Source organism: Xanthomonas sp. LF02-5 (assembly GCF_034105325.1).
GTDB classification, from domain to species: Bacteria; Pseudomonadota; Gammaproteobacteria; order Xanthomonadales; family Xanthomonadaceae; genus Xanthomonas_A; species Xanthomonas_A sontii.
Window position 1 is genome coordinate 1 of record NZ_JAXGGF010000007.1, and the last position, 24,831, is coordinate 24,831.

Here is a 24,831-nt window from a genome sequence, read left to right on the forward strand (position 1 = left end):
ACGGAACAACGCGGTGCGCGGCGCACGAATACCGGAAACGCCAACGCTTGGATGGGTGAAGCGCGGCCACCGAGGCCGCGCATCGACGACTTACTTGACCACGCGCAGGCGCGGCCGCTTGCCGGCGTCGTCGGAACCGCCCGGCCGCGGCGGTGGCGGGGTGTCGTCGCCCGGCGGCTCGCTGGCGCCGTGGATGTCGTCCGGCAGCGCCATCCCCTGCCCGGTCTCGCGCGCATACACGGCCAGCACCGCGGACATCGGCACCTGCACCGGGTAGCTGACGCCGCCGAAGCGGGCGGTGAAGCTGACCCCGTCGTTGTCGATCTGCAGACGCACCACGGCGCGCTCGGCGATGTTCAGCACCACCCGCCCGTCCTTGACCGCGCTCGGCGGCACCTGCACGCCGGGCAGGCCCGCATCCACCAGGATGTGCGGGGTCATGCCGTTGTCGTTGATCCATTCCACCAGCGCCCGCAGCAGGTACGGGCGATGGCTGGTCATGCGGGAAGTGTCTTCGGTCATGCGCCCATTCTACGTGCCGGCGCGCAACGCCGGTACAGCTCGGAACACAGCGGGGACGGCGCGACGCACGGCATCATGCCGGCAGGTCGCGCAGCTTCTTTTCCTGGTCGGTCAGGCTGCGGATGAAACCGGGATTGCGGAAGATGCGGTTGCCGTAATCCTCGATCGCCTTGCCGTCCTTCGGCAGCGGGATATCCAGCGCCTGCAGGCGCCAGATGATCGGCGCCATCGCGCAGTCGGCCAGGCTCATCTCCGGATTGAGGAAGAACTTGCTGGCCTTGAACAGCGGCACCGAGGCGGTCAGCAGTTCCTTCAGGCGCTTGCGCCCGGCTTCGGCCTGGGCCTTGTTGCCGAGCTGGATCGCCTGCACCTGCGGCACCCAGTCGTGCTCGATGCGCAGCATCGCCAGGCGCAGGCGCGCGCGCGAAAGCGGATCGACCGGCATCAGCGGCGGATGCGGATAGCGCTCGTCCAGGTACTCGCTGACCACCGAGGCGGCGTACAGCACCAGCTCGCGCTCGACCAGGGTCGGCACCGAGTGGTAGGGATTCAGGTCGATCAGATCTTCCGGCGGATTCTGCGGATCCACCGCCACGAAATCGTAGGTCACGCCCTTGGCCGCGAGCACCAGGCGGACGCGGTGGCACAGGACATCATCCGTGGAGGAAAACAACGTCAAGGTATTTCGCATGCGCAAACTCGCCGCCATTCAAGGCTCTCCCACGGCCGGAATCCGCCGGCCGCATCGACGCCGCCAGCACATTGCGGACGGTCGTCACGGCCCCTGAGTGTGCAACCCTCGCTCACAAAAGCCAATAGGATGAACAGGGGATCGGCTCAGCAACGGTGCAGCCGGGACGCGGCCGAAACGGCCGCGACTCAATGCACGTCCTTCCAGTATTCCTTCTTCAACAGATACGCCAGGAAGGTCAGCAGCGCCAGGAACAGCACCACCCACACGCCCAGGTTCTGCCGCTTCAGCGCCGCCGGCTCGCCGGCGTATTCGAGGAAATTGCTGATGTCGCGCACCGTCTGGTCGAACTCGACCGGGCTCTGCTTGCCCGGCGTCGCCAGTTGCAGCCGCTCCACCGGCTTGTCCACGCCCGGCTGCTCGGCCTTGCCGTAGACCGGCTGCTGCAGGCCCTGCAGGTCCCACAGCGGATTGGGCATGGAGGCGTTGGCGAACAGCTTGTTGTTCCAGCCCAGCGGCCGCGACTGGTCGAGATAGAACGACTTGAGGTAGGTGTAGACCCAGTCGGTGCCGCGCACGCGGGCGATCAGGCTCAGGTCCGGCGGCGCCTTGCCGAACCATTTGGTCGCCGCATCGTGCGGCATCGCCGTCTCGATGTGTTCGCCGATCTTGGCGCCGGTGAAGTTGAGGTTGTGCATCACCTCGTCCTCGCTCAGGCCCAGATCCTCGGCCATGCGCTGGTAGCGCAGGTACTTCAGCGAATGACAGCCGGAACAGTAGTTCATGAACAGCTTGGCGCCGCGCTGCAGCGAGGCGCGGTCGCCCAGGTCGTTGCCGGCCTGCAGGGTGGCGGCACCCTCGGCGGCCATGGCCGAGGCGGACAGCAGCAAGGCCGACGCGACGCCGGCGAGCACAGCGATCAGGCGCTTAGTCATGGCTGCTCACCCGCTCCGGCACCGGCTTGGTTCGATCCAGCGAGGTCCATATCGGCATCGTCAGGAAGAAGGCGAAATACAGCACGGTCAGCACGCGGCCGATGTAGGTCTCGATGATCTCGGTGCCGGGGCCGGAACCGATCACGCCGAGCCAGACGAAGCACACCGCAAGAATCCCCAGCATCACCCGCGAGATCCAGCCGCGGTAGCGGATCGACTTGACCTTGGCGCGATCCAGCCACGGCACCAGGAACAGGATCGCGATGGCCGAGAACATCACCAGCACGCCGCCGAGCTTGTTCGGCACCACCCGCAACATCGCGTAGTAAGGGGTGTAGTACCAGACCGGCTTGATGTGCTCCGGCGTCACCAGGCGGTTGGCCTCGGTGAAGTTGTCGTGCTCCAGGAACAGGCCGCCGAAGCCGGGCGCGAAGAAGATGATGAAGGCGCCGATCATCAGCAGGAAACCGACGCCGACCAGGTCCTTGACCGTGTAGTACGGATGGAACGGGATGCCGTCGGCCGGCTTGATCGGGCTCCAGCGATTGCCCTTGGGCCCCTTCTTGATCTCCACGCCGTCGGGATTGTTGGAACCGACCTCGTGCAGCGCGCCCAGGTGCAGCACCACCAGCAGCAACAGCACCAGCGGCAGCGCGATCACGTGCAGGGCGAAGAAGCGGTTGAGGGTGGCGTCGGACGGCAGGTAGTCGCCCATGATCCATTCGGTCAGGCCGTTGCCGATCACCGGGATGGCGCCGAACAGCGAGATGATCACCTTGGCGCCCCAGAACGACATCTGCCCCCAGGGCAGCACGTAGCCCATGAAGGCTTCGGCCATCAGCACCAGGTAGATCAGCATGCCCAGGATCCACACCAGCTCGCGCGGCTTCTTGTAGCTGCCGTACATCAGCCCGCGGAACATGTGCAGGTACACCACGATGAAGAACAGCGAGGCGCCGGTGGAGTGCATGTAGCGGATCAGCCAGCCCCACTCGACGTCGCGCATGATGTACTCGACCGAGTTGAACGCCTCGGCCGCGCTGGTCTTGTAGTGCATCGTCAGGAAGATGCCGGTGACGATCTGGTTGACCAGCACCACCATCGCCAGCGAGCCGAAGTAGTACCAGAGGTTGAAGTTCTTCGGCGCGTAGTACTCGGTGACGTGCTTGCGGTAGAACGGCATCAGCCCGGGAGCGCGCTCGTTGACCCAGTCGAACACGTTGCCCGCGGTGCGGGTGAGGATGTTGTCGGCCATGACTTACGCCCCTCCCTTCGCGGACGCGCTCGGGTCCACGCCGATCACCAGCGTGTTGTCGTCCTGGTAATGGTGCGGCGGCACCAGCAGGTTGATCGGCGCCGGCACGCCCTGGAACACGCGGCCGGACATGTCGAAGCGCGACTTGTGGCAGGGGCAGAAATAGCCGCCCTTCCAGTCGGGGTCGTAGGGTTCGGGGCGGATCTCGGCGACCATTTCCGGCGAGCAGCCCAGATGGGTGCACAGGCCGACCAGCACCGAGACGTCGGGCTTGATCGAGCGGTACTCCGGATTCTTCAGCACGTAGTCCGGCTGCTGGTCCTTGTTGGTGGACTCCGGATCCTTGAGCCGGCTGTCCAGCGACGGCAACGCATCGAGCATCGCCTTGGAGCGCTTGACGATCCAGATCGGCTGGCCGCGCCATTCCAGGATCAGGCGCTGGCCTTCCTGCAGGGCGCTGATGTCGGCGGTGACCGGCGCGCCGGCCAGCTTGGCCTTTGCGCTCGGATTCCAGGACTTGATGAAAGGAACCGCGACGAACCCCGCACCGACCGCGCCCACGACGGACGTGGTGGCGGTGAGAAAGCGGCGGCGTCCTACATTTACAGAATCGTTGACCCCATCGTTGGCCATCCGGCACTCCGATCTGTGATTGGGTAGCGTGAGGCTGCCAGCAGCTCGGTGGGGGTCGAGCCGCACTGAATCCACTGCAGTGTAGCGGAACCCTTAACGCGCCGACAATGGACGCGCAACGCCTCCTGCCGGGCCGCGGCGACGGCTCAATGCGCGGTCGCCAGCACGCCGCGGTAGCGCTCGGCGAGCACGCCGACCCGTTGCACGTAGCGTTGGGTCTCGCTGTACGGCGGCACCCCGCCGTGTTTGTCTACCGCGCCTTCGCCGGCGTTGTAGCCGGCCGCGGCCAGGCTGAGGTTGCCGTTGAAGCGCTTCAGCAGCCACGCCAGGTACTGCACGCCGCCGCGAATGTTTTGCGCTGCATCAAACGAATCGCTGACGCCGAAGCGGCGCGCGGTCGGCGGCATCAGCTGCATCAGCCCCTGCGCACCGGCGCGGCTGAGGGCCGTCGGGTTGTAGGCGGACTCGGCGTGGATGATGGCGCGCACCACCGCTTCGTCGACACCGTACTCGCGCGCGGCGGCGGCGATCTCGCTCTGGTAGGCGGTGGTGTTCAGGCGCACCGCACCGAAGTTGACCCCCGGATTGGCGCAGGCGTAGCAGGTTTCCATGAAGCTGTAGCGGATCGTGCGCACCGCGCCGAGATTGGCGACCTGGGTCGGACGCGCACTGGTGTAGTGGCGCACGCCGTCCTTCATGTACGAATACAGCTGACCGCTGACCAGACGCCGTGGCGCGCCACTGCTGCTGGGCGACACCGGGGCGACCCGGTTGGGCACGGCGTTGGCGGTCACCGGGGCCGGGGCGGCGACCGGCGCGCTGATCAGGGTGGCCGGCGCCACGGTGCCGGCGCTGGCGATGACGCCGCGGCTGGGCGGCCGCTCGGTGCTGGCCCTGGCCGGCGCCGGCGCCGGGGCGGTCCGCGCGGCGCGGCGGTCGGGGGTGTAGCGGCCGATCACGCTGCAGCTGGCGCCGGACACGCGCTTGCTGCCGTAGCTGGGCACGCCGTCGTTGCCGGTGCACTTGTACAGGGTGCCGGCGCTGGCCGGCGCAGCCGTCAACGTGGCGAGTCCCAGCCCCAGGAGCCACAGCATCCCCTTCATGGCGGCGAGTGTCCCAACTTCCCCGCCGCTTGCCAAGTCCGCACCGCCCGGGGCCGGAGCAGCGCCGGGCGGCCAGTGCGCCCTCCCCGTCCGTATCACCTACTCCACCGGTGCCGGCTCCGGCACCTGCTCCAGCAACGCGTTCAGCGCCCCGCGCAGCGCCGTCCGCACCTCGGCCGTGGCCTCCAGACCGGCGAACGGCACGCCGATGGTCAGCAATTGCGCCGCCAGCCACGGCACGGCGTCGGCCAGCAGCGACAGCCGGCAGTGGCCGTCGGCCTCGTCCTGCAGAGTGCCGCACCACAGTGGAATGCGCGCCCCCAGCTCGGCGGCGCTGCCACGCAGCCGCACACTGAGGGCGAAACCCATCGCCTGCGGGCTGTAGCGGATCGCCGCGTCGACCATGGCCGCCGGTTCCTGCGGCGGCAGGCGCAACGCCACCGCCGCGCCGAGCTGCAAGGGCGGCACGATGCGTTCGGCGCGGAAGGTGCGCCAGTCGGCACGATCGCGGTCCCAGGCCAGCAGGTACCAGCGGCGGCCGGCGTTGACCAGGCGCAAGGGTTCGACCAGCCGCTCGCTGGCGCGCCCGGAATGGTCGCGGTAGGCGAAGCCGAGCAGGCGCCGGTCGCGGCAGGCGCTGGCGACCCCGATCAACACCCGCGTGTCCGGCCGCAGCGGATCCTGGCCCAGCGCCAGGGTCGCCCCCTGCAAGGCCTCGGCGCGCTGGCGCACCCGCGTCGGCAGCAGCGGTTCGAGCTTGGCCAGCACCCGCACCGCGGTGTCCTCCAGGCCGGCCATGCTGGCGCAGGCCGCGCGCAGCGCCACCGCGACCGCCACCGCCTCGTCCTCCTCGAACAGCAGCGGCAGCATCTGTGCGCCGGCCGCCAGCCGGTACCCGCCGCCGATCCCGGCCGCAGCCTCCACGGTGTAGCCCAGCGCGCGCAGCCGCTCCACGTCGCGGCGCAGGCTGCGCCGGTCCACGCCGAGCCGCGCGGCCAGCTCGGCGCCGGACCACAGCCGGCGGGTCTGCAGCAGGGCGACCAGGCGCAACAGGCGGGCGGCGGGCGATGACATCGGCGCACGCTATTGCGGACAGGATCTGTCCGCAATGGGGTCTAGGGTGTGCAGACCGACATCGAGGAGCCGCCCATGACCAGCGACCGCCACATCACCCTGTTCCACAACCCGCATTCGCGCTCGCGCGGCGTGCTGATCCTGCTCGAGGAGCTGGGCGCCGACTACGCCATCGAGCGCATCGACTTCGATCGGCAGGCGCAACTGGCGCCGGACTACCTGGCGATCAACCCGATGGGCAAGGTGCCGGCGATCATGCACGCCGGCGCGGTGGTGACCGAGCAGGGCGCGATCTACCCCTACCTGGCCGACCTGTATCCCGAGGCCGGGCTGGCACCGCCGATCGGCGACCCGCTGCGCGGCCCCTACCTGCGCTGGCTGGCGTTCTACGGCGCCTGCTTCGAGCCGGCCCTCGTCGACCGCGCGCTCAAGCGCGAGCCGCCACCGCGGGCGATGTCGCCCTATGCCGACTGCGATACCGTGCTGGCGGTGGTGGACGCGCAACTGGCGCGCGGCGACTACCTGCTCGGCGCGCGCTGCAGCGCCGCCGACGTGCTGTGGGGCAGCGCGCTGGGCTGGATGCTGCAGTTCGGCCTGCTCGACCCGCCGGCGCCGACCCGCGCCTACGCCGCGCGCATGGCGGCGCGGCCGGCGGTGCAGCGCGCGCTGGCGGTGGATGCCGCAGCGGGCTAAGAGTGGCTGACAGAACGTCGCGAGCAGTCGCCAGGTGGGTGCGGACGGCGCGGAGGAACCGCAGTGTACGAGTGGTACATGAGGATTCCGAGCACCGTCCGCGCCCGCCTGGTGGCTGCGCAGTCGTTTTGTCGGCCACGCTTGGACCTGCGCCCGCGCGCGGGCACGAGTAGACTAGCCGGCTTCCTTTCCACCCGCCTGGATTAAGCGCCATGCCCGGGACCGTCCTGCATCCCCTGCCCTCCGCCGGCACCGCCGCCGCACCCGCGCCGGTGCGCGGCAAGCTGTACATCAAGACCCACGGTTGCCAGATGAACGAGTACGACTCGGCCAAGATGGCCGACGTGCTCGCCGCGTCCGAAGGCCTGGAGCTGACCGACAACCCCGAAGAAGCGGACGTGGTTCTGGTCAACACCTGCTCGATCCGTGAGAAGGCGCAGGAAAAGGTGTTCAGCCAGCTCGGCCGCTGGAAGGCGCTGAAGGCCGGCGGCAAGCCGGTGATCATCGGCGTCGGCGGCTGCGTGGCCTCGCAGGAAGGCGAGGCGATCGTCAAGCGCGCGCCCTACGTGGACCTGGTGTTCGGCCCGCAGACCCTGCACCGGCTGCCGGAGCTGATCCGCGCGCGCCGCGAATCGGGCAAGTCGCAGGTGGACATCAGCTTCCCCGAGGTCGAGAAGTTCGATCGCCTGCCGGAGCCGCGCGCCGAAGGCCCCTCGGCCTTCGTGTCGATCATGGAAGGCTGCTCCAAATACTGCTCGTTCTGCGTGGTGCCCTACACCCGCGGCGAGGAGATCAGCCGCCCGTTCGAGGACGTGCTGGTGGAAGTGGCGCAACTGGCCGCCCAGGGCGTGCGCGAGATCAACCTGCTCGGCCAGAACGTCAACGCCTACCGCGGCCCCTACGCCGACGCCGAGGCCGGCGAGGAAGCGCAGGTCGCCGACCTGGGCCTGCTGATCCGCAGCATCGCGCAGATCGAGGGCATCGGCCGCATCCGCTTCACCACCTCGCATCCGCTGGAATTCAGCGACTCGCTGGTGGAGGCCTACCGCGACGTGCCGCAGCTGGCCAACTACCTGCACCTGCCGGTGCAGGCCGGCAGCGACCGCATCCTCAGCGCGATGAAGCGCGGCTACACCGCGCTGGAGTTCAAGCAGAAGATCCGCAAGCTGCGCGCGGTGCGTCCTGACATCTCGATCAGCTCGGATTTCATCGTCGGTTTTCCCGGCGAGAGCGACGCCGACTTCGACAAGACCATGAAGCTGATCGAGGACGTGGGCTTCGACCAGAGCTTCTCCTTCATCTACTCGCGGCGCCCGGGCACGCCCGCCGCCGACCTGGAAGACGACACCCCCGAGGCGGTCAAGCACGCGCGGCTGGCGCGGCTGCAGGCGCACATCAACGCGCATGCGCAGCAGATCTCGCAGGGGATGATCGGCAGCGTGCAGACCGTGCTGGTGGAAGGGCCGTCGAAGAAGAACCCGGCCGAACTGACCGGCAAGACCGAGAACATGCGCTCGGTGAACTTTCCCGGCCACCCGCGCCTGATCGGCCAGTTCGTCGAGGTGACGATCACCGAGGCGCTGAGCAATTCGCTGCGCGGCCGCCTGCGCCTGGCCGAGGACGACGCCGCGGCCTGAGCGGCGCCGGGCGCGCGCTAGTCGAGCGCGCTGAGGAAGCGCTCGCCGCGCGGGCCGATCTGCACCGCCCGCGAATCCGGCACGCGCCGGGCCAGGCCGGTGTCGAAGAGATACCGGAGCAAGGCGCTGCCCAGCGCACCGGCGACGTGGTCGCGGCGCTCGCTCCAGTCCAGGCACGGCCGGCACAGCGGCCGCCGCGACGCACGCAGCGCCGCCACGTCGATGCCGATCGCCGCGCACCAGGCGGCGCCGGATGCGCTCAAGGCCATGCCGTCGCCGCACAGCAGATACCCGCGCGCTTCCATCTGTTGGCGCCAGCGGATCGCCAGTTCGCCGGCAAGGTGGTCGTAGCACACCCGCGCCCGGCGCAGACCGGGATCCGCCGGGCCGACCCGCCGCGTCATCGGCGGCGGCGCCAGTCCCATCATCGCCTCCACCGCCGCGGCGACGTCTGCGCCGGCCAGACGGAAATAGCGGTGCCGCCCTTGGCGGGCCACCGCGAGCAAGCCGGCGTCGACCAGTTGCGACAGGTGCCGGCTCGCAGTCGACGGCGCCACCGCGCCGTCCAGCGCCAGTTCGCTGGCAGTGCGCGCCTGTCCGCTCATCAGTGCCGCCAGCATGCGACTGCGCGCCGGGTCGCCGAGCAGAAAGGCGGCACGTGCAAGCAGGGTGTCCTCGCTCATGCTTCGATTCTAGACGAAGCATGCCGCCACGCTGGCGCCTACCTTGCCTGCTCCCCACACGAGGCAGACGCATGACCGACACGCTGCACCACTACGCTTCGCAGTTGCGCTGGACCGGCAACCGCGGCAACGGCACCGCCGACTACAGCCACTATGGCCGCGACTACACGCTGCAGATTCCCGGCAAGGCGGCACTGCCAGGCAGCGCCGACCCGCTCTTCCTCGGCGACCCGGCGCTGCACAATCCGGAAGACCTGTTCGTCGGCGCTCTCGCCGCCTGCCACATGCTCACCTACCTGGCGCTGTGCGCGCATACCGGCATCCAGGTGCTGGCCTACGAGGACCAGGCCCAGGGCTGGCTGGTGATGCGCCCCGGCCACGGCGGACGCTTTCGCGAGGTGGCGCTGGCGCCGCGCGTGACCATCGCGACGGACAGCGACGCGCACCGCGCACAGGCCTTGCACGCACAGGCCCACGCGCAGTGCTTCATCGCCAACAGCTGCGCCATGCTGGTGCGTTGCGAGGCGACGATCGTGCGCCCGGGCGAGCCGCCGGAGGCCGCGCGATGAAGGACGTCGAAATCCACCTCGAAGAACGCCCCGGCGCTCTGTCCGCCATGGCCCAGGCACTCGGCGCGGCCGGCATCAGCATCGAAGGCGGCGGCGTGTGGCGCGTGGACGGGCGCGCGGTCGCGCACTTCCTGTTCGATGCCGCCGCACCGGCAAGCGAGACCTTGCGCGCGCACGGTTTCCACGTGGCCGCCGAACACCCGGTGGTGAGCCTGCGCCTGGACCAGGACACGCCGGGACAGCTCGGCCTGCTGACCGGCATGCTCGGCGCCGCCGGCATCAACATCGCCGTGCAGTACAGCGACCACCACGGGCACCTGATCCTGGTCGTGGACGACCCCGCCGGTGCACGCGCGATTGCGGACGCCTGGATGCAGGCGCGCGACGCGCGGTGTTTAGACGGCGCTGGCGATGGTGATCGCCGCCAAGGCACGTCATAACCGATCCTGGAAAAGACGAACGCCGTTGCCACGGATGCATCGCCGGCCGCACGGGTGCGATTTTTTCGCCAGCACAGGGCGGCGCCTTGCGTGGCAAGGCGTTCGCGCGGTTGTCCACAGGCTTTTGGACAATCGATCCACATGCATTGTGGACAACGTTGCCATTGCCGCGGCGCGCAGGTCCGGGCGGTGGCGGGGCACGTGCGCTTGCAGATCCGCAAGGCGTACCTCGACCGCACCGGCGGGCCGACGCCGACGTCGCCGCCGCGCGCCCTTCACTGGCCCGGCTACGCGCCGCGCGCTACCCTTTGCGCCCCTCTTTTTTTCGACGTCGCCGCCGGCGGCGCGCGCCCGCCATGACCACCCCCGCGCAACGCGACTTCACCCTGGATCCCGCCGACACCGAGCGCCTGGCCAACCTGGCCGGCCCGTTCGATGCGCACCTGCGGCAGATCGAACTGCGCCTGGGCGTGGAGATCTCCAACCGCGGCAACGTGTACCGGGTGACCGGGCCGGAGCCGGCGGTGGCGGCGGCCGAGCGGCTGCTGCAGGCGCTGTACGCCGAGGCCGACCACGTCGCCTTCGACGACCAGGAAATCCACCTGCGGCTCAACCAGTCCAACGTCGACCAGGTGACGCAGCGCGCGTACCAGCCGCAGGACGTGGCGATCAAGGTCAGGCGCGGCACGGTGCGCGGCCGCGGCGCCAACCAGGCCAAGTACCTGCACCAGATCGCCACCCACGACATCAACTTCGGCATCGGCCCGGCCGGCACCGGCAAGACCTTCCTGGCCGTGGCCAGCGCGGTGGAAGCGCTGAACGAATCGCGGGTGCAGCGCCTGATCCTGGTGCGCCCGGCGGTGGAGGCCGGCGAGAAGCTGGGCTTCCTGCCCGGCGACCTCACCCAGAAGGTCGACCCCTACCTGCGCCCGCTGTACGACGCGCTGTACGAGATGCTGGGCGTGGAGAAGGTGGTCAAGCTGCTGGAGAAGAACGTCATCGAGATCGCGCCGCTGGCGTACATGCGCGGACGCACCCTCAACGACGCCTACGTGATCCTGGACGAGGCGCAGAACACCACCATCGAGCAGATGAAGATGTTCCTGACCCGGCTCGGCTTCGGCAGCACCGCCGTGGTCACCGGCGACCTGACCCAGATCGACCTGCCCAAGCACGTCAAGTCCGGCCTGCGCGATGCCGTCGAGGTGCTGCACGAGGTGGACGGAGTCAGCTTCACCTTCTTCGAGGCGCGCGACGTGGTCCGGCATCCGCTGGTGGCGCGCATCGTCAACGCCTACGAGAAGCGCGACGTGGTCGACCGCGCCAGCGGCCCATCCGCATGATCCGGCCCTGGCCCGGCCTGCTGGCAGCGCTGCTTTGCGTGGCCGGCGGCGCCAGCGGCCAGCCGCAGGATCCGCCGCCAGCGCAGGATCCGGCGCCGCAGCGCGTCGCCCTGGCGCAATCGCTGACCCCGCCGTGCCTGTCGATCATGCAGGACGCGGCCAGCATCGGGCTGCCGCGCGACGTCCTCGAGCGCGCCGCGGCGATCGCCCGTACCTCGCCGACCGCGCCGCGCGACGACGAGGCGCAACGCCTGGCCTGGATCGCCGGCACCCGCGCGCAGGCGCTGCTCGATGCGGCCGAAACCGCCGGTGCGACGCGCGACCGCTTCGGCTGCAACGCGCTGGCCTACGCAAAGGTGCCAGCGGACAGCCTCTACCTCGTCGGCCAACTGCTCGAACACGGCCAGGCCGCGGTGTGGCTGCCCGCGTCGGGGCGCTTCGCCGCCACGGTGGACATCCGGCGCGACAATCCGCAATGCCAGCGAGGCCCGATGGGCAGCCTGGCCTACCGCGTCGACGACGAAAAGACCCCGCTGCTGTTCCTGGTCGCATGCGTGACTTGAGCCTGCTGCTGCGCGCCTGTCGCGGCACTCCGTAGCGACCGCACGCACCACACGGCAGTGACCGACGTACACTGCGATGCTGCTGCCGTGCACGGGGAGGTGCCATGTTCCAGCGATCGTCGTCGTTCGCCTTTCTGCTCTGGCCGATCCTGGCCACTTGCGCCGCGCCAGCGGCTGCCGCCACGGCCGCGCCGCCCGCAGCAACGCCCGCGCGGCCCTTCGTCGAAACCAGCTACGTGGTCGCTCCCGACACCGTGGGCGACTTCAGCCTGCGCAGCAGCAAGTACGACCCGGCCGCCAAGGCCGCCGGCGCCGGCTTCCTCTACGTGCTGAAAGGTCATCCGGAACTGACCATCAACGTGTTCGTCTATCCCGCCGGACAAAAGGAATCGGCGCGGGCCATCGCCGACGGCATGGCGGGCTTCCGCGCCGATCTGGCCGCAGCGGTCTCCGGCGGCACCTACGCGGAACTGCACGAACTGGGCGCGCAACGGTTCGAGCTGGGCATCGTCGTCGAACCGGCGCCGAAGGCCGCCAGCGCCCTGGATAAGGCGCTGGTCGCGGCGATCGCCGAGGCCCAACGTGTGCCCGGAGAAAAGCTGCGGATGGAACTGCGCCTCGACCCGGAGGATGCACCGGCCCGCTCCAACGGCTATCTGTTCTACAAACAGCTCTACTACTTCAAGGTGCGCGTGTCGGCCGCTGCGCAGGACATCGGACCGGATGCCTTCGACACCCTCGCCGACCAGGCGGCGCGCGCGCTTGTGCCCGCCATCCAGGTGACCAATGTCGGCGGCTGCGCGACACCGACCATCCAGATCGACCCGAACGGCAAGCCGGAACAGGCGGCACTGCAGCTCGTCCGCCAGAGCACCCTCTACCAGGGCTTCAACTGCAGCAAATCCGCCGCAGACGCTGGCATCGACCGCGCGGCAGGCAATGCCGCCGTGATCGAGATCGCCTACGACGCCGGCGACTGGGCGTCGCCCTGAGCGCGCGTTAGCGCGATACTGTGGCTCCCACCGCAGCACCCGGCCGTTCCGCCATGACCAAAGGTCCCGTCCGCCTCGATGTCGGCGTCAGCTACGCCCTGCCCCGCGCCGGGCTGCCGGCGGCGCCGAGCTTCCGCAAGTGGGTCGCCGCGGCACTGAAGGGCCGCATCCGCGAGGCCGACCTGGCGATCCGTCTGGTCGACGACCGCGAAGGCCGCGCCCTCAACCAGCACTACCGCGGCAAGGACTACGCCACCAACGTGCTCAGCTTCCCGGCCGAACTGCCCGAGGGGTTGCCGAAGGGCGTCAAGCTGCCGCTACTCGGCGATCTGGTGATCTGCGCACCGGTGGTGGCGCGCGAGGCCGCCGAACAGGACAAGCCGCTCAACGCGCACTACGCGCACCTGACCGTGCACGGCGTGCTGCACCTGCTCGGCTGGGACCACGAGGACGACAAGGAAGCCGAGGCGATGGAGCAACTGGAGCGCGAGATCCTGGCCGACCTCGGCGTCTCCGACCCCTACGCCGGCGAGCGTTGATCCAGCGACGCCGACACGGCACTCTTCTGATCTTCCGCAGGAGATCGCCGCGCATGGATGCACCCACCGCCCCGCAATCCAGACAGGCGAGCGCGTCGCAGCGCCGGCACGGCATCGCCGCCTTGGTCCGGACGATCGCCCTGTGCTGCCACGTCTACCTCGGCCTGATCCGGCCAGCGCCCACGTTCGGCGGCAGCGGCGTCCTGTCCGCGTCCAGTCAGGCGGCATTGGGCCTGTTGACCCTGCTGGTGCTCGCGACCACCCCGAGCGCTTGGCGCTGGCTGTACCAGCGCCGGCACCGCACAGGCGCCGAACCAGTCCGCATCCCGGTGCGCGCCGGACGCGTGGCCCTGTTGTGCCCGCTGGCGTTCGCGGCGTGGCAGCGCCTGTCCGGCCTGCGCCGGCATGTCGATGCCAACAACACGCTGCTGGCGTTGTCGCTGCTGTTCCTCGCCGCCGGATTGCTGACCCTGCCTAACGCATGGCAATGGCTGCGGCAGGCGCGGCGCTCGACCAACGTATCCGAACCGAATTCCTCTGCTAGGTAATCGGGCTCTTCCGTCCTGCCTTGCCAATACCAGCCGCACGCTGTCCATCTGGAATGGACGAAAGCGTCATTGCGACACTGCGGCAACACCCTCGCACAGACCGCGTCCCGACCCCGGTGTCGTCCCGCCCTGGTCAAGCGCAGGCGCCGGCGGTAACGTGGCCGCGCGGCGATCGCCGCAGCCCCGTTTTCCTTCGAGGTTCCGTGCGTTGATCCGTCCCTCGCTCGTCCTGCTCGCGCTCGCCTGTGTCGTCCCCGCCGCTGTCGCCGCGCCTCCCGCACCACCGACTGCAGCGCCTGCCGCCACCGCAACCGCCGATCCGGCCATCGACCTGCCAGCGCTGCTGGAATGCCGCCAGCACGTGGCCGACTTCACTGCACTGGCGCCGCTGCTGGCCGATCCGCTGAAGGCGGTGGCGCACGGCTGGCGGCCGCTGCCGCAGTCCAACCTGTTCATGACCGAGTACGCGCTGACCCGGCCGATCCAGGTGTTCGGCTACAGCAGCGAGCGCATCGCCTTCTCCGGCGCCAGCGTGATGGCGATCCTGGACCTGCCCGACCCGCGGCCGCTGGCCAAGCGCCTGAATCTGGAAGCGGCGGTGGACACCCCGGAGAAGGCCATGTTCGGCCGCGAAGTGCTCAGCCGCGACGTCCACGATCCCAAGACCGGCGAGCCGATGATCGAGTCGATCATCCTCAGCGTGTCCACGGTGAAATCGCACCCCGGCAAGACCCTGGCCGGCTGCAGCTACAGCCTGGACCTGCCCGAGGAGCCGGGCGCGGAACCGGCACCGGACGCGCTGCACACGCCGGCCAAGGGCGGCTGAACCCGCGCCGGCGGGCCGCCGGTACCGGCCGCCGACGTCGCGATGCTGTCGCGAGCGCCCTGCTAGACTTGCGGTTACCGCCCGTTCGACCGGGCGCCTACCCACAGAACATGTCAGAAGACGGACCGAGTAGTACCTCCCCGGAATCCCACGAAAAACGTCGCGGCTGGCTGGAACGCCTGACCTCGGTGTTCTCCGGCGACCCGCACACCCGCGACGATCTGGTCGAGGTGCTGCGCGACGCGCAGCACGATGGCCTGATCGCCGCCGACACGCTGCGCATGATGGAGGGCGCGCTGTCGGTCTCCGAACTCACCGTCGGCGACGTGATGGTCTCGCGCGCGCAGATGGTGTCGCTGCCGGTGGAGTCGCGCTTCCTCGACCTGATGAAGCAGGTGGTCGAATCCGGCCACTCGCGCTTCCCGGTGCATGGCGAGAACAAGGACGACATCCTCGGCATCCTGCTGGCCAAGGATCTGCTGCGCGGCGTGGTCGCCGACCACGGTCCCGGCACGGTGCGCGAACTGCTGCGCCCGGCGGTGCTGATTCCCGAGTCGAAGAAGCTCAACGTGCTGCTCAAGGAGTTCCGGCTCTCGCGCAACCACATGGCGATCGTGGTCGACGAGTACGGCGGCGTGGCCGGGCTGGTGACCATCGAGGACGTGCTGGAGCAGATCGTCGGCGACATCGACGACGAGCACGACGACGCCGAGGACGAGGCCTCGCTGATCGCTGCGCAGGCCGACGGCCAGTACGTGGTGGATGCGCTGACCCCGATCGAGGATTTCAACGAGCGCTTCGGCGCCGACTTCCCGGACGACGACTACGACACCGTCGGCGGGCTGGTCACCGAGGCGATCGGCCACCTGCCCGAGACCGGCGAGGAACTGACCCTGGGCCGATTCGCGTTCCGTGTGGCGAAGGCCGACGCGCGCCGGGTGCAGGCGTTCCACGTCACCATCCTGCCGCCTCCCGCGCAGGACGGCGCTTGAGCACGCACCGCGTGCCGCGCATGCGCGCGGCCTGCTGGCTGGGAATGCTGCTGGCCCTATGGACCGGGCTGGCCTTCGCGCAGACCGCGCCTGCGGATCCGGCGGCACCGCCGCCGCTGGCCGCCCCGCCAGCGCCGACAGTGCCCACAGCCGACGCCAGCGACCCGGCGCCGCGCATCGGCGTGGCCACGATGCAGCCCGGCGAAGTGTTCTTCGAGCGCTTCGGCCACGACGCCATCGTGGTGCTCGACCCACGCACGGGCCAGGCCACCTCGTACAACTTCGGTTTCTTCGACCCCAGCGAACCGGGCTTCGTCGGCCGCTTCGCCGCCGGCGACATGCGCTACTACCTGGTCGCGCTGCCACTGCAGGAGGACCTGGAGCAGTACCGCCAGGCCGGCCGCGGCGTCGACATCCAGTGGCTGGACCTTGCCCCGGCGCAGGCACGCGCGCTGCAGCAGGCGCTGGCCTGGCGTGCGCGCCCGGAGAACGCGCGCTACCGCTACGACTACTACACCGCCAACTGCGCCACGATGGTCCGCGACGCGCTGGACCGGGCCATGGGCGGCGCGCTGCACGCGCAGCTGTCCGGCCGCTCGCGCGGCAATACCTACCGCAGCGAATCGGTGCGCCTGGCCTCGCCGGCACCGTGGATGTGGCTGGGCTTCGACCTGGGCCTGGGCCCGTACGCCGACAAGCCGCTGTCGCGCTGGGAAGAGGCTTTCGTGCCGATGCGCCTGGCCGAGAGCCTGAGCGAGGTGCGCAACAGCGAAGGCCGCCCGCTGGTGCAGGCGCGCCAGCAGTTGCTGCCGCAGCGGCTGCCGCCGGAACCGCCGGAACAATTGCGGCACTGGTGGCCGTGGCTGCTGGTGGGGCTGGTCGCGGCGGCGGGGGTGCTGGCGCTGGGCCGCCGCCCGCGCTGGCTGGCCGCGCTGGCGCTGCCGTTCTGGCTGCTGTGCGCGCTCGGCGGCGCGGTCCTGCTGTACCTGTGGGGCTTCAGCGAGCATCGCGCCGCCTGGGGCAACCGCAACCTGCTGCTGCTGGATCCGCTGTGCCTGCCGCTGCTGTTCGGCGGTCTTGCCGTGCTGCGCGGGCGCCGCCCCGGACGCTGGTTCGACGTGCTGCTGTGGCTGGTGGTGGCGCTGGCCGGTGCCGCGCTGCTGATCCACTGGCTGTCGATGCTGCAGCCGCAGTTCAACCTGCAATGGATCGCGCTGCTGCTGCCGGTGCACGCGGCGCTGGCCTGGGCGCTCACCCGCCCTCGCCCGCAGCGCTGATACCGTCGACGCCACTCGCCCCGCGCGCCTCAGTCGAACCCGCTCCCGCCATGGCCTCCGCGACCGCCAATCCCGCCTGCGTCATCAACTGCGTGCACTACGACGGCCACGGCCGCCGCCACGACATCGCCCTGGAGCAGATCAGCGACGTGCTGGCCGGCCACGACGACGGCTTCGTCTGGGTCGGCATGTACGAGCCCGGCGACGCGGTACTGCAGCAGCTCAAGGAGGAATTCCAACTGCACGAACTGGCGATCGAGGACACCCGCAAGGCGCACCAGCGGCCGAAGGTCGAGGCCTTCGGCAACTCGCTGTTCCTGGCGGTGCACACCGCGCAGGTGATCGACGAACGCATCGTCTACGGCGAAACCCACGCCTTCCTCGGCGCGCGATTCCTGCTGACCGTGCGCCACGGCGCCTCGCTGCCCTACGCGCCGGTGCGCGAGCGGCTGGAACGCGAGGCCTCGCTGATGAAACTGGGCCCGTCCTACGCGCTGTACGCGGTGCTGGACTATGTGGTGGACAACTACCAGCCGATCCTCGACGCCTTCCGGCAGAGCCTGGAACGGCTGGAGGCGGACATCTTCGCCGAGTCGTATCGGCGCGACACCGCGATCCGTCTGTACGAACTCAAGCGCGAACTCAACCAGATGCGTTTGGCGGTGGCGCCGCTGCAGGACGTGCTGGCGCACCTCAAGCGCCACCCCGGCCCGCTGATCGCCGAGGAAGTGCGGTTGTACGTGCGCGACGTGCTCGACCATGCGGTGCGCACCAACGACGCCATCGACACCCTGCGCGAAATGCTGGGCACCGCGCTGAGCGTGAACCTGTCGCTGGTCACCCTGGCCCAGGGCGAGACGGTCAAGCGCCTCGGCGCCTGGGCCGCCCTGCTCGCCGCTCCGACCCTGATCACCAGCTGGTACGGCATGAACTTCAAACAGATGCCGGAACTGGAATGGCCCTGGGCCTACCCACTGATGGTCGGCGGCGTCGCCGCGGTATGCGTGGCGCTGTATGTGGCGTTCAAGCGGGCGAGGTGGTTGTGAGCCGCCGCGCAGCGGCGGCGGGAATGGAGAAACGGGAATCGGGAATGGACAGCGCGCCGCAGTCGTGATGTAACGCTGCATCGTTAGGCGTGCAGCAATCATCCGTGACAGACGGCGCCATCAGGCGCCGCCGCTTCTCCCATTCCCAATTCTCCATTCCCGATTCCCACTCAAGCCACATACACCGACTTGATGTTCATGAACTCATGGATGCCATGCTCGGCCAGTTCACGGCCGAAGCCGGAGCGCTTGATGCCGCCGAACGGTAGGCGCACGTCGCTCTTGACGATGGCGTTGACGAAGGCGGCGCCGCACTGCAGCTGGCAGGCCACGCGTTCGCCACGGGCGCGGTCGGCGGTCCAGACGCTGCCGCCGAGGCCGAAGGTGGTGTCGTTGGCCACGCGCACGGCTTCGGCTTCGTCGGCCACGCGCAGGATCGCCGCGACCGGGCCGAACAGTTCCTCGTCGTAGGCCGGCATGCCTGGCGCCACCTGGTCGAGGATCGACGCCGGATAGCCGGCGTGGCTGCCGCGCTCGGGTTCGCAACCGAGCAGCGGCGTCGCGCCCTTGGCGACGCTGGCCTGCACCTGCTTGTGCAGTTCGTCGCGCAGGTCCTGGCGCGCCATCGGCGCCAGCGTGGTCGCCTCGTCCTGCGGGTCGCCGAGGCGGCGCTCGGCCGCGGCGGCGACAAAGCGGCGTACGAATTCGTCGGCGATCGCCTCCACCACCACGAAACGCTTGGCCGCGATGCAGGTCTGCCCGGCGTTGTCGAAGCGCGACTTCACCGCCGCGGCGACGGTAGCGTCCAGGTCGGCGTCGTCCAGCACCACGAAGGCGTCGCTGCCGCCCAGTTCCATCACGCACTTCTTCAGCTGCCCACCGGCGTTGGCGGCGATGGAGCGGCCGGCGCGCTCGCTGCCGGTCAGGGTGACCGCGGCCACGCGCGCATCGCGCAGCACCTCGGCGGCCTGGTCGTTGTCGATGTGCAGCACGTCGAACACCCCGTCCGGCACGCCGGCATCGGCCAGCACCTTGCGGATGGCGTCGGCGCAGCGCGGCACGTTGCTGGCGTGCTTGAGCAGGGCGACGTTGCCGGCCATCAGCGCCGGCGCCAGGAAGCGGAACACCTGCCAGATCGGGAAGTTCCACGGCATCACCGCCAGCACGCAGCCCAGCGGTTCGTAGCGCACGTAGCTGCGCTGCGCATCGGTGACCACCGCCTGCTCGCGCAGGTACTCGGCCGCGTGCTCGGCGTAGTAGTCGCAGGCCGCGGCGCACTTGTCCAGTTCGGCCAGGGCCTCCTTGCGCAGCTTGCCCATTTCCGCGGTCATCACCCGCTGGATCGCGTCGCGCTGTTCGCGCAGTTGCGCACCGACCTTGCGCAGCAGCGCGCCGCGCTGCTCCAGCGGCGTCGCCGCCCAGCCCGGAAACGCCTGCGCCGCAGCGGCCAGGCGCTGTTCGACGGCGGCGGCATCCATCAGCTCGAGACTGTATTCGACCTGGCCGTTGGCCGGATTGACGGTGTCGTAAGGCATCGCGCGGACTCCTGGAAAAGTGTCCGGCCAGCCTAGCGCCGTGGACGTTGCGGCGACGTGGCGATGCCAGAGAGCGCGATGGCTCACAGTGTTCCGCGTGGCCTGTATGAGTCGACTGTCATGCAGCAGCCAGGAGCGACGCTCCGTGCTTTCCGATGGCGCAATGCGTCGGGACTGAAGTCCCTCCCACAGTGCACCAGGCAAGCTCGCCGCAAGATCCCGTGGGAGCTGCTTAAGCCGCGACAGGCCTTACCGGCAATGCGTGTCGCGGCTGACGCCGCTCCACGGAAAAGCAGCGCACATCATCCCCCCTGCTGTTGCGCCAACTGCATGTCGCGCTGGCGGCGCTTCTCGCTGCGCGCCATCAGCCACCAGCCAACAAACGCGGCGATCGAGACCGCCAGCACCATCAGCGTGGCCAGCGCGTTGATCTTGGGCTTCAGGCCCATGCGCACCGAGGAGAACACGGTCATCGGCAGCGTGGTCGAATCCGGGCCGGCGACGAAGTTGGCGATCACCACGTCGTCCAGCGACAGGGTGAACGCCAGCAGCCAGCCCGACACCAGCGCCGGGGCGATGATCGGCACGGTGATCAGGAAGAACACCTTGAGCCGGTTGGCGCCAAGGTCCATCGCCGCCTCTTCCAGCGAGCGGTCCAGTTCCTGCAGGCGCGAGGACACCACCACGGTGACGAAGGACAGGGTGAAGGTGACATGCGCGGCCCAGATCGCCATCACCCCCTTGGGCGGGATGCCGAGCACGCCGCCCATCGATACCAGCATCATCATGATCGACAGGCCGATGATCACCTCCGGCATCACCAGCGGCGCGGTCACCAGCGCGCCGAACAGGCTCTTGCTGGGGAAGCGGCGGAAGCGGGTCATCGCCATCGCCGCCAGCGTGCCGAGCACCATCGACGCGGTGGCGGTCCAGAACGCCACCTTCAGGCTGATCCACGCCGCCTGCAGGATCTGCCGGTCGCGCAGCAGTTCGCCGTACCACTTGGTGGAGAAGCCGGCCCACACCGTCGCCAGCTTGGAGGCGTTGAACGAATACACCATCAACAGCAGGATCGGCAGGTACAGGAAGGCGAAGCCGGCGCCCAGCACCGTCCAGCGCAATACCCTGCCCATGCCGCCGCGCGCGCCGCTCATGCCTGACCGCCTTCGAGCTGGCGCTGCTGGTAGCGGTTGAAGATCAGGATCGGCACCATCAGCAGCGCCAGCATCGCGATCGCCACCGCCGAGGCGGTCGGCCAGTCGCGGTTGTTGAAGAACTCGCCCCACAGCACCCGGCCGATCATCAGCGTGTCCGGGCCGCCGAGCATCTCCGGGATCACGAACTCGCCCACCGCCGGGATCATCACCAGCATGCAGCCGGCGACGATGCCCGGCCGCGACAGCGGCAGGGTCACGGTCAGGAACGCCTTCCACGGCGGCGCGCCGAGATCGTAGGCGGCCTCGAGCAGGCGCTGATCGAGCTTGACCAGGGTCGCGTACAGCGGCAGCACCATGAACGGCAGATAGCAGTAGACGATGCCGATGTAGGCGGCGACCGGCGTGTACAGGATATGAAGCGGCGCATCGATCAGGCCCAGCGCCAACAGCGCCCGGTTGAGCACGCCATTGCTGTCGAGGATGCCGATCCAGGCGTAGACGCGGATCAGGAACGAGGTCCACGACGGCAGCACCACCAGCATCATCGCGATGTTGCGCGCCGACGGCGACAGCCGCGCGATCGCGTAGGCCATCGGGTAACCGATCAGCAGGGTCAGCGCGGTGGAGATGCCGGCGATCTTGATCGAGCCCCAGTAGGCCTCGATGTACTGGTGGTCGCGCAGCAGCGCCAGGTAGTTCTGCAGGGTCAGCTTCAGCGTCAGTGCGCCGTCGCGGAACTCCAGCAGTGCGCTGTACGGCGGGCTGCGGATCGCCTGCTCGGCGAAGGAGATGCGCAGCACGATCAGGAAGGGGATCGCGAAGAACAGCAGCAGCCACAGGTACGGCGCGGCGATCACCAGCCAGCGCAGCGCCGGTAGCGACCCCAGGCGCAAGCGCTGCTGCAGGCGCAGCCGTGGCGTCGGTTGCGGCGGCACCGGGACGACGGGCGCGCTCATGCGGTCAGCACCACGCCGTCGTTGTCGTCCCACGACACCCACACCGTGTCGCCCCAGGTCATGCCTTCGCTGTCCCAGCGCTTCTGGTTGGCGAAGTTGGATTGCACGCGGATGCCGCTGGGCAGGCGCACGTGGAAGATCGAGTGGCTGCCGAAATAGGCGATGTCCTCGATGGTGCCGCGCGCCTTGTTGTAGGTCTGCTCCGGTTCGCCCTTGGTGATCCAGACCTTTTCCGGACGCACCGCGAACGCCACCTCCTGCCCTTCCACGCCGGTGATGCCGTGGCTGATGTAGATCGGCACCGGGAACTGCGGGCAGAGCACGGTCACGTGGTCGGGATGGTCCTCGCCGATGCGGCCCTCGAACATGTTCACCGAGCCGATGAACTCGGCGACGAAACGGCTATTCGGCGACTCGTAGATGTCGCCCGGCGTGCCGACCTGGCGGATGCGGCCCTGCTCCATCAGCGCGATGCGCGTGGCCATGGTCATCGCCTCCTCCTGGTCGTGGGTGACCATCACGCAGGTCACCCCCGAGGTCTCGATGATCGAGACCAGTTCCAGCTGCATCTGCGAGCGCAGCTTCTTGTCCAGCGCGCCCATCGGCTCGTCCAGCAGCAGCAGTTTCGGCCGCTTGGCCAGCGAGCGCGCCAGCGCCACGCGCTGCTGCTGGCCGCCGGAGAGCTGGTGCGGCTTGCGCTTGCCGAGCGTGCCCAGCCGCACCAGCTCCAGCATCTCGCCGACACGGCTGGCGATGGCGCTGCGCGACAGGCCGTCCTGCTTCAGCCCGAAGGCGATGTTCTGCTCCACGCTCATGTGCGGGAACAGCGCGTAGGACTGGAACATCATGTTGAGCGGGCGCTGGTACGGCGGCAGCCCATCCAGCGGCTGGCCGTCGAGCACGATGCGGCCGCGGCTGGGCTGCTCGAACCCGCCCAGGCAGCGCAGCAGCGTCGACTTGCCGCTGCCGGAACCGCCGAGCAGCGCGAAGATCTCGCCCTGGCCGATGTCCAGATCGATGTCGTCCAGCGCGACGAACCCGTCGAATTCCTTGCGCAGGCCGGCGATGGACACATAGCCGGCGCCCTTGGCCGGCGGCGGTGCCGGCAGATGGTCGGTTCTCGCTTCGCTCAACGCCATCGGTGATTCCCCGTGAAGCACGCCGTCGTGCGGAGCGCCGCTGCGGCGGCGACCGCGGCGCGGTGAGCCTCAGTGTAGCCGTGGGCACCGCGTCGGCGATACCGCGGCGGCCACGCCGCGCGGCGGCGCGGGATTCGGGAGTCGGGATTGGGGATTCGCAGAAGCGGCGCGCTTACTGCGCCGTGGCTGGCGCTGGCGCGGACGCCGATGCCTGCGGTTCTCCCCAGCCCAGGCCCAGGCTCTTCTGCAGGGCCACGTAGCGCAGCAGCACCTGGGTATGCGCCTGCAGCGCACTGTCCTGGGCGGAGGCCTGCTGGCGCTGCACATCCAGCGCATCGATCAGCGACGAGGCGCCGGCGGCATAGCGTTGCTGCAGCAACGCAGCGGAACGATCGGCCGAGGCGGCGGCCTTGTCCGCGGCCAGCGCCTGCTGGCGCGCGGCGCCGAACCGCGCCAGGGCGCCGTTGGCATCCTGCAGCGCGGCCAGCACCGTGCCTTCGTAGGCGGCCAGCCGCGCGGCGTTGCCGGCGCGGGCCTGCTCGACCTTGGCGCGGGTGCCGCCGAAATCGAAGATCGACCAGCGCAGGAACGGCGCCACCACGCTGTTGACGGCGTCGCGACCGAGATCGCCCGGCGAGGTCGCGGCCATGCCGATGTTGCCCAGCAGCGTGACCTGCGGGAAGTACGCGGTCAGCGCTTCGCCGATCTTCGCCGACGAGGCGGCCAGCTGGCGCTCGGCGCGGCGCACGTCCGGGCGCCGGCGGATCAGCGCGCCGGCGTCGTCCACCGGCACCGTCGCCGGCAGCGTCGGCAACGGCCGGTCGGCGGCCAGTTCGGCATCGAGCGCGCCGGGCTCGCGGCCGATCATCAGCGCCAACTGGTCCAGCGCCACCTGCGCCTGCGCCTGCAGGTCCGGGAGTACCGCTTCCTGTTGCTGCAGTTGCGCCTGCGCGCGTTCCACCTGCAGGTCGGCGTCGGCGCCGCGCTCGCGGCGCTGCCGGGTCAGCTGCAGGGTCTGCCGGGCAGCCTCCAGGTTGCGCTGGGCCACGGCCATGCGCGCACGCGTGCTGCGGTAGCCCAGGTAGGCCTGCCCCACTTCGGCGGCAATCTGCACCTGGGTGTCGGCGAGGTCGGCCTCGTCGGCCTGGGCATCGGCCAGTGCGCCCTCGCTGGCGCGGCGGCGGCGGCCGAAGAAATCCAGTTCCCAGCTGGCATCGATGCCGACGCTGTAGAGCTGCGCGCGCGGATCGATCTCCACCGGCTGGCCGGTGCCGGCGGCGATGCTGCCCAGGCGGTCGGTCAGCGCATCCGGCGCGCGCGCGTTGAGATAGGCCGCGTTGGCGCCAACGCTGGGCAACTGCTCGGCGTGGCGCTGGTCGACCAGCGCGCGCGAGGCGCGCAGGCGCGCCTGCGCCACCCGCAGGTTCGGGCTGTGCTGCAGGGCCTGCTCGACCAGCATGGTCAATTGCGGATCCTGCAGGGTGTCCCACCAGCGCTGCGGCGGCGGTGCCGGCACCACGCCGGCGGCCGCGGCCGTGGCATCGGCGCGGTGCAGCCGCGGCTGCGCCAGCGCCGCCTCGGCCACCGGCGGCGGCTTCACGTAGTCCGGGCCGAGCATGCAGGCCGACAGCAGCGAGGGCAGCGCGGCGGCGACGAGAACGCGGGAGAAACGCAGGGCCATGG

26 protein-coding genes and 1 other RNA gene are annotated in these 24,831 nt (G+C 69.6%); 13 read left to right on the forward strand and 14 right to left on the reverse strand.

From position 1 onward, the window contains the following. Positions 1-90: 90 nt before the first annotated feature. The 7 genes from SLW52_RS17080 to SLW52_RS17110 all read right to left on the reverse strand — a co-directional run bounded on the left by SLW52_RS17080 (position 91) and on the right by SLW52_RS17110 (position 6,213). Positions 91-522, reverse strand: coding sequence for a ClpXP protease specificity-enhancing factor (locus SLW52_RS17080; protein WP_010342123.1), 432 nt, complete (start codon positions 520-522; stop codon positions 91-93). A gap of 73 nt (positions 523-595) precedes the next feature. Next, entirely contained in the window at positions 596-1,231 is a 636-nt protein-coding gene (locus SLW52_RS17085) for a glutathione S-transferase N-terminal domain-containing protein (protein ID WP_010342124.1), read from the reverse strand. A 170-nt stretch (positions 1,232-1,401) separates the two neighbouring features. Further along, entirely contained in the window at positions 1,402-2,148 is a 747-nt protein-coding gene (locus SLW52_RS17090) for a cytochrome c1 (protein WP_026144236.1), read from the reverse strand. Beyond that, positions 2,141-3,403, reverse strand: coding sequence for a cytochrome bc complex cytochrome b subunit (locus tag SLW52_RS17095; RefSeq protein WP_152236428.1), 1,263 nt, complete (start codon positions 3,401-3,403; stop codon positions 2,141-2,143). The genes SLW52_RS17090 and SLW52_RS17095 overlap by 8 nt, the downstream gene beginning before the upstream one ends. Positions 3,404-3,406: 3 nt before the next feature. Further along, positions 3,407-4,036: a ubiquinol-cytochrome c reductase iron-sulfur subunit gene (petA, locus tag SLW52_RS17100; protein WP_026143542.1), complete on the reverse strand. Its 630-nt coding sequence runs from the start codon at positions 4,034-4,036 to the stop codon at positions 3,407-3,409. A gap of 146 nt (positions 4,037-4,182) precedes the next feature. Then, the gene (locus SLW52_RS17105) at positions 4,183-5,139 is read right to left on the reverse strand and encodes a lytic transglycosylase domain-containing protein (protein WP_152240071.1); all 957 of its coding nucleotides are present in this window, start codon (positions 5,137-5,139) and stop codon (positions 4,183-4,185) included. 99 nt (positions 5,140-5,238) lie between these two features. Beyond that, positions 5,239-6,213 carry a WYL domain-containing protein gene (locus SLW52_RS17110; RefSeq protein ID WP_320740807.1) on the reverse strand — a complete coding sequence of 325 codons (975 nt, stop codon included), beginning with the start codon at positions 6,211-6,213 and terminating at the stop codon, positions 5,239-5,241. A 75-nt stretch (positions 6,214-6,288) separates the two neighbouring features. On the opposite strand from SLW52_RS17110, the gene SLW52_RS17115 reads away from it, so the two are divergent. Beyond that, positions 6,289-6,906 (forward strand): glutathione S-transferase, encoded by a 618-nt coding sequence (locus SLW52_RS17115; protein WP_320740808.1) that lies wholly within the window; start codon positions 6,289-6,291, stop codon positions 6,904-6,906. A gap of 4 nt (positions 6,907-6,910) precedes the next feature. On the opposite strand, the gene SLW52_RS17120 is transcribed toward SLW52_RS17115, so the two are convergent. Next, a non-coding RNA gene (locus SLW52_RS17120) (sX9 sRNA) lies at positions 6,911-6,986 on the reverse strand. Between the two features lie 132 nt (positions 6,987-7,118). Between SLW52_RS17120 and miaB the strand changes: the two genes are divergently transcribed. Then, entirely contained in the window at positions 7,119-8,543 is a 1,425-nt protein-coding gene (miaB, locus tag SLW52_RS17125; RefSeq protein WP_267092478.1) for a tRNA (N6-isopentenyl adenosine(37)-C2)-methylthiotransferase MiaB, read from the forward strand. A 17-nt stretch (positions 8,544-8,560) separates the two neighbouring features. Here the strand turns inward: miaB and SLW52_RS17130 are convergent, their stop codons facing one another. Then, positions 8,561-9,226 (reverse strand): winged helix-turn-helix domain-containing protein, encoded by a 666-nt coding sequence (locus SLW52_RS17130; protein WP_320740809.1) that lies wholly within the window; start codon positions 9,224-9,226, stop codon positions 8,561-8,563. 71 nt (positions 9,227-9,297) lie between these two features. Between SLW52_RS17130 and SLW52_RS17135 the strand changes: the two genes are divergently transcribed. The 11 genes from SLW52_RS17135 (at position 9,298) to SLW52_RS17185 (ending at position 18,361) form a co-directional block, all read left to right on the forward strand. Then, on the forward strand, positions 9,298-9,795 hold the full coding sequence (locus tag SLW52_RS17135; protein WP_320740810.1) for an OsmC family protein: 498 nt from the start codon (positions 9,298-9,300) through the stop codon (positions 9,793-9,795). Continuing rightward, positions 9,792-10,235, forward strand: coding sequence for a hypothetical protein (locus SLW52_RS17140; protein ID WP_320740811.1), 444 nt, complete (start codon positions 9,792-9,794; stop codon positions 10,233-10,235). Before SLW52_RS17135 ends, SLW52_RS17140 begins: the two co-directional genes overlap by 4 nt. A 356-nt stretch (positions 10,236-10,591) precedes the next feature. Beyond that, positions 10,592-11,578, forward strand: a complete 987-nt coding sequence (locus SLW52_RS17145; protein WP_148828102.1) for a PhoH family protein — start codon at positions 10,592-10,594, stop codon at positions 11,576-11,578. Next, a complete protein-coding gene (locus SLW52_RS17150; protein ID WP_320740812.1) occupies positions 11,575-12,141 on the forward strand; it encodes a hypothetical protein in 567 nt (188 codons plus the stop codon). The genes SLW52_RS17145 and SLW52_RS17150 overlap by 4 nt, the downstream gene beginning before the upstream one ends. A 104-nt stretch (positions 12,142-12,245) precedes the next feature. Next, positions 12,246-13,133, forward strand: a complete 888-nt coding sequence (locus SLW52_RS17155) for a hypothetical protein (RefSeq protein ID WP_320740813.1) — start codon at positions 12,246-12,248, stop codon at positions 13,131-13,133. 53 nt (positions 13,134-13,186) lie between these two features. Next, positions 13,187-13,672 (forward strand): rRNA maturation RNase YbeY, encoded by a 486-nt coding sequence (gene ybeY, locus SLW52_RS17160; RefSeq protein ID WP_017908182.1) that lies wholly within the window; start codon positions 13,187-13,189, stop codon positions 13,670-13,672. A 53-nt stretch (positions 13,673-13,725) separates the two neighbouring features. After that, complete coding sequence (locus SLW52_RS17165) at positions 13,726-14,220, forward strand: hypothetical protein (RefSeq protein ID WP_320740814.1); 495 nt, start codon at positions 13,726-13,728, stop codon at positions 14,218-14,220. A gap of 229 nt (positions 14,221-14,449) precedes the next feature. Next, positions 14,450-15,046, forward strand: a complete 597-nt coding sequence (locus SLW52_RS17170) for a hypothetical protein (RefSeq protein ID WP_320740892.1) — start codon at positions 14,450-14,452, stop codon at positions 15,044-15,046. Positions 15,047-15,156: 110 nt separating this feature from the next. Further along, positions 15,157-16,038 (forward strand): transporter associated domain-containing protein, encoded by an 882-nt coding sequence (locus SLW52_RS17175; protein ID WP_026144230.1) that lies wholly within the window; start codon positions 15,157-15,159, stop codon positions 16,036-16,038. After that, entirely contained in the window at positions 16,035-17,315 is a 1,281-nt protein-coding gene (locus SLW52_RS17180; RefSeq protein WP_320740815.1) for a DUF4105 domain-containing protein, read from the forward strand. Before SLW52_RS17175 ends, SLW52_RS17180 begins: the two co-directional genes overlap by 4 nt. 50 nt (positions 17,316-17,365) lie before the next feature. Then, positions 17,366-18,361, forward strand: coding sequence for a magnesium and cobalt transport protein CorA (locus SLW52_RS17185; RefSeq protein WP_017908178.1), 996 nt, complete (start codon positions 17,366-17,368; stop codon positions 18,359-18,361). A 170-nt stretch (positions 18,362-18,531) separates the two neighbouring features. Here SLW52_RS17185 and SLW52_RS17190 read toward each other — a convergent pair whose 3' ends face one another. The 5 genes from SLW52_RS17190 to SLW52_RS17210 form a co-directional block, all read right to left on the reverse strand. Beyond that, positions 18,532-19,896 carry an NAD-dependent succinate-semialdehyde dehydrogenase gene (locus SLW52_RS17190; protein ID WP_320740816.1) on the reverse strand — a complete coding sequence of 455 codons (1,365 nt, stop codon included), beginning with the start codon at positions 19,894-19,896 and terminating at the stop codon, positions 18,532-18,534. Positions 19,897-20,198: 302 nt separating this feature from the next. Then, on the reverse strand, positions 20,199-21,050 hold the full coding sequence (locus tag SLW52_RS17195; protein ID WP_150410992.1) for an ABC transporter permease subunit: 852 nt from the start codon (positions 21,048-21,050) through the stop codon (positions 20,199-20,201). Then, positions 21,047-22,009 (reverse strand): ABC transporter permease subunit, encoded by a 963-nt coding sequence (locus tag SLW52_RS17200; protein ID WP_267119957.1) that lies wholly within the window; start codon positions 22,007-22,009, stop codon positions 21,047-21,049. The genes SLW52_RS17195 and SLW52_RS17200 overlap by 4 nt, the downstream gene beginning before the upstream one ends. After that, positions 22,006-23,148: a polyamine ABC transporter ATP-binding protein gene (potA, locus tag SLW52_RS17205; RefSeq protein ID WP_017912269.1), complete on the reverse strand. Its 1,143-nt coding sequence runs from the start codon at positions 23,146-23,148 to the stop codon at positions 22,006-22,008. Before potA ends, SLW52_RS17200 begins: the two co-directional genes overlap by 4 nt. A gap of 172 nt (positions 23,149-23,320) precedes the next feature. After that, the gene (locus tag SLW52_RS17210) at positions 23,321-24,823 is read right to left on the reverse strand and encodes an efflux transporter outer membrane subunit (RefSeq protein ID WP_295937872.1); all 1,503 of its coding nucleotides are present in this window, start codon (positions 24,821-24,823) and stop codon (positions 23,321-23,323) included. Positions 24,824-24,831 lie beyond the last annotated feature (8 nt).